We start from the raw sequence: 2,986 nt of genomic DNA, 5'->3' as shown, positions 1-2,986 counted from the left end.
AATACAGTCGTAAAGAAAGTAAGAAAGGGCGTATGGCGGATGCCTAGGCTCACGGAGGCGATGAAGGACGTGATAAGCTGCGATAAGCTTCGGGTAGGTGCAAATAACCCTTGATCCGAAGATTTCCGAATGGGACAACCTAGCCGTCTGAAGGACGGTTACTAGCACTTAAGTGTTAGAGCTAACGCAGGGAACTGAAACATCTTAGTACCTGCAGGAAGAGAAAATAAATGAATGATTCCCCCAGTAGTGGCGAGCGAACGGGGAACAGCCCAAACCGTTGACGTCGCAAGGCGCCAGCGGGGTTGTAGGACCGCGACATTGTATGCAAATCGTGAACAGAACACTTTGGAAAATGTGACCATAGACGGTGATAGTCCAGTATGTGAAGCGAAATGCAGCATAGCGGTATCCTGAGTAACGCGGGACACGAGGAATCCTGCGCGAATCTGCCGGGACCATCCGGTAAGGCTAAATACTCCCGTGAGACCGATAGCGAACGAGTACTGTGAAGGAAAGGTGAAAAGAACCCCGAGCAGGGGAGTGAAATAGTTCCTGAAACCATACGCCTACAAGCGGTCGGAGCATCTTACGATGTGACGGCGTGCCTTTTGCATAATGATCCTACGAGTTACCGTCACTGGCGAGGTTGAGTGTCATGAGACACGTAGCCGCAGTGAAAGCGAGCCTGAATAGGGCGCACAGTCAGTGGGGGTAGACGCGAAACCAAGTGATCTACACTTGGCCAGGATGAAGTCCCGGTAACACGGGATGGAGGTCCGCACCAATAAGCGTTGAAAAGCTTCTGGATGAGCCGAGTGTAGGAGTGAAAGGCCAATCAAACTTGGAGATAGCTCGTACTCCCCGAAAGGCATTTAGGTGCCGCGTCGGATGGTCACCGTGAGAGGTAGAGCGACCGATAGGACAAGAGGGCTTCACCGCCTATCGAGTCCTGACGAACTCCGAATGCTCACGGTCTGCAGTCCGGCAGTAAGGGGGCGGGTGCTAAGGTCCGTCCCCGAGAGGAGAAGAATCCAGACCGCCGTCTAAGGTCCCGGAGTTCTGCCTGAGTTAGTCTAACGAAGTCTGGTCCCTATGACAGCTAGGATGTTGGCTTGGAAGCAGCCATTCATTCAAAGAGTGCGTAACAGCTCACTAGTCGAGGGTCCGGGCATGGATAATAATCGGGTATAAGGCAGACACCGAAGGCGCGGGATAGCAATTATAAAAGTATCGGTAGGGGAGCATACTCACAGCGTCGAATGGTGTACGTAAGTTATCCTGGAGCGGTGAGTAAAGCAAATGTAGGAATAAGTAACGATAAGGAGGGTTAGATTCCCTCCCGCTGTAAGACCAAGGTTTCCCGGGCAATGCCAATCAGCCCGGGGTCAGTCGGGTCCTAAGTCTAAGCCGAACGGCGATGGCGATGGCAGAGACGGTTAATATTCCGTCACTGCCGCATGGGGCGACGTGGAGACGGAGCAGTGAAACCACCGCGGGGCGACGGAAGTCCCCGTTGAAGAGTGTAGGCGTTGAGGATGGCAGGCAAATCCACCATCCGAGCTGAACTTGATAGTATGGAGTCTTCTTCGGAAGAATCCAATAGTGTGGGTAATCATACTCCCGAGAAAATCCGCTAAGCTTAACCCATGCGGCACCCGTACCGCAAACGGACACACGTGGTCGGGTAGAACATACTAAGGCGTTGAGAGATTCATGGTTAAGGAACTAGGCAAATTGACCCTGTAACTTCGGGATAAAGGGTCCTCGTGAAGAGCGAGGCGCAGAGAATAGGTCCAGGCAACTGTTTAACAAAAACACAGGGCTGTGCAAACTCGAAAGATGACGTATACAGCCTGACACCTGCCCGGTGCCGGAAGGTTAAGAGGAGATGTCACTCGCAAGAGGAAGCATTGAATTGAAGCCCCGGTAAACGGCGGCCGTAACTATAACGGTCCTAAGGTAGCGAAATTCCTTGTCGGGTAAGTTCCGACCTGCACGAATGGTGTAATGATCCGGACGCTGTCTCAACCATGAGCTCAGTGAAATTGTAGTATCGGTGAAGATGCCGATTACCCGCGATGGGACGAAAAGACCCCGTGAACCTTTACTACAGCTTAGCATTGACCTTGGTCATCCGATGTGTAGGATAGGCCGGAGGCTTCGAAGCGGGAGCGCCAGCTTTCGTGGAGCCATCCTTGAAATACGGCCCTTTGGCTGTCTGAGGTCTAACGCGTGATACGCGGACACTGCTTGGTGGGTAGTTTGACTGGGGTGGTCGCCTCCAAAAGCGTAACGGAGGCTTCCAAAGGTGCCCTCGGGTCGATTGGTAACCGACCTCAAAGAGTGCAATGGCATAAGGGCGCTTGACTGGGAGGCAGACATGCCGAGCAGGCAGGAAACTGGGGCATAGTGATCCGGCGGATGTGTATGGAAACTCCGTCGCTCAAAGGATAAAAGGTACTCCGGGGATAACAGGCTGATCCCCCCCAAGAGCTCATATCGACGGGGTGGTTTGGCACCTCGATGTCGGCTCGTCACATCCTGGGGCTGGAGAAGGTCCCAAGGGTTGGGCTGTTCGCCCATTAAAGTGGCACGCGAGCTGGGTTCAGAACGTCGTGAGACAGTTCGGTCTCTATCTATCGTGGGCGTGGGAGTTTTGAGTGGTGCCGTCACTAGTACGAGAGGACCGTGATGGACAGACCTCCGGTTTACCAGTTGTGCCGCCAGGCGCACCGCTGGGTATCTGAGTCTGGATTGGATAAGCGCTGAAAGCATCTAAGTGCGAAGCCAGCCGCAAGATGAGAACTCCATTGAGGGTCGTCAGAGACGATGACGTTGATAGGATGCAGGTGTAAAGACAGCGATGTCAAAGCCGAGCATTACTAATTGCCCGAACACTTTCTTTAGAAAGTTCATAGTTTCAACTGTATGTACAGTCTGAATGGTGCTGAAAGTTGTAATTCAACATTCAACAATCAACATT

Annotated in this window: 1 rRNA gene; it reads left to right on the top strand. The window is 52.6% G+C overall.

Going from position 1 to position 2,986, the window contains the following annotated elements:
- The first annotated feature begins 12 nt into the window (after positions 1-12).
- Positions 13-2,909 (top strand): 23S ribosomal RNA (locus tag F7D47_RS03080).
- Positions 2,910-2,986: the final 77 nt, after the last annotated feature.

This window comes from Segatella copri (assembly GCF_009494835.1).
Taxonomy (GTDB): domain Bacteria; phylum Bacteroidota; class Bacteroidia; order Bacteroidales; family Bacteroidaceae; genus Prevotella; species Prevotella copri_F.
This window is presented reverse-complemented; position numbering and strand designations above follow the sequence as displayed.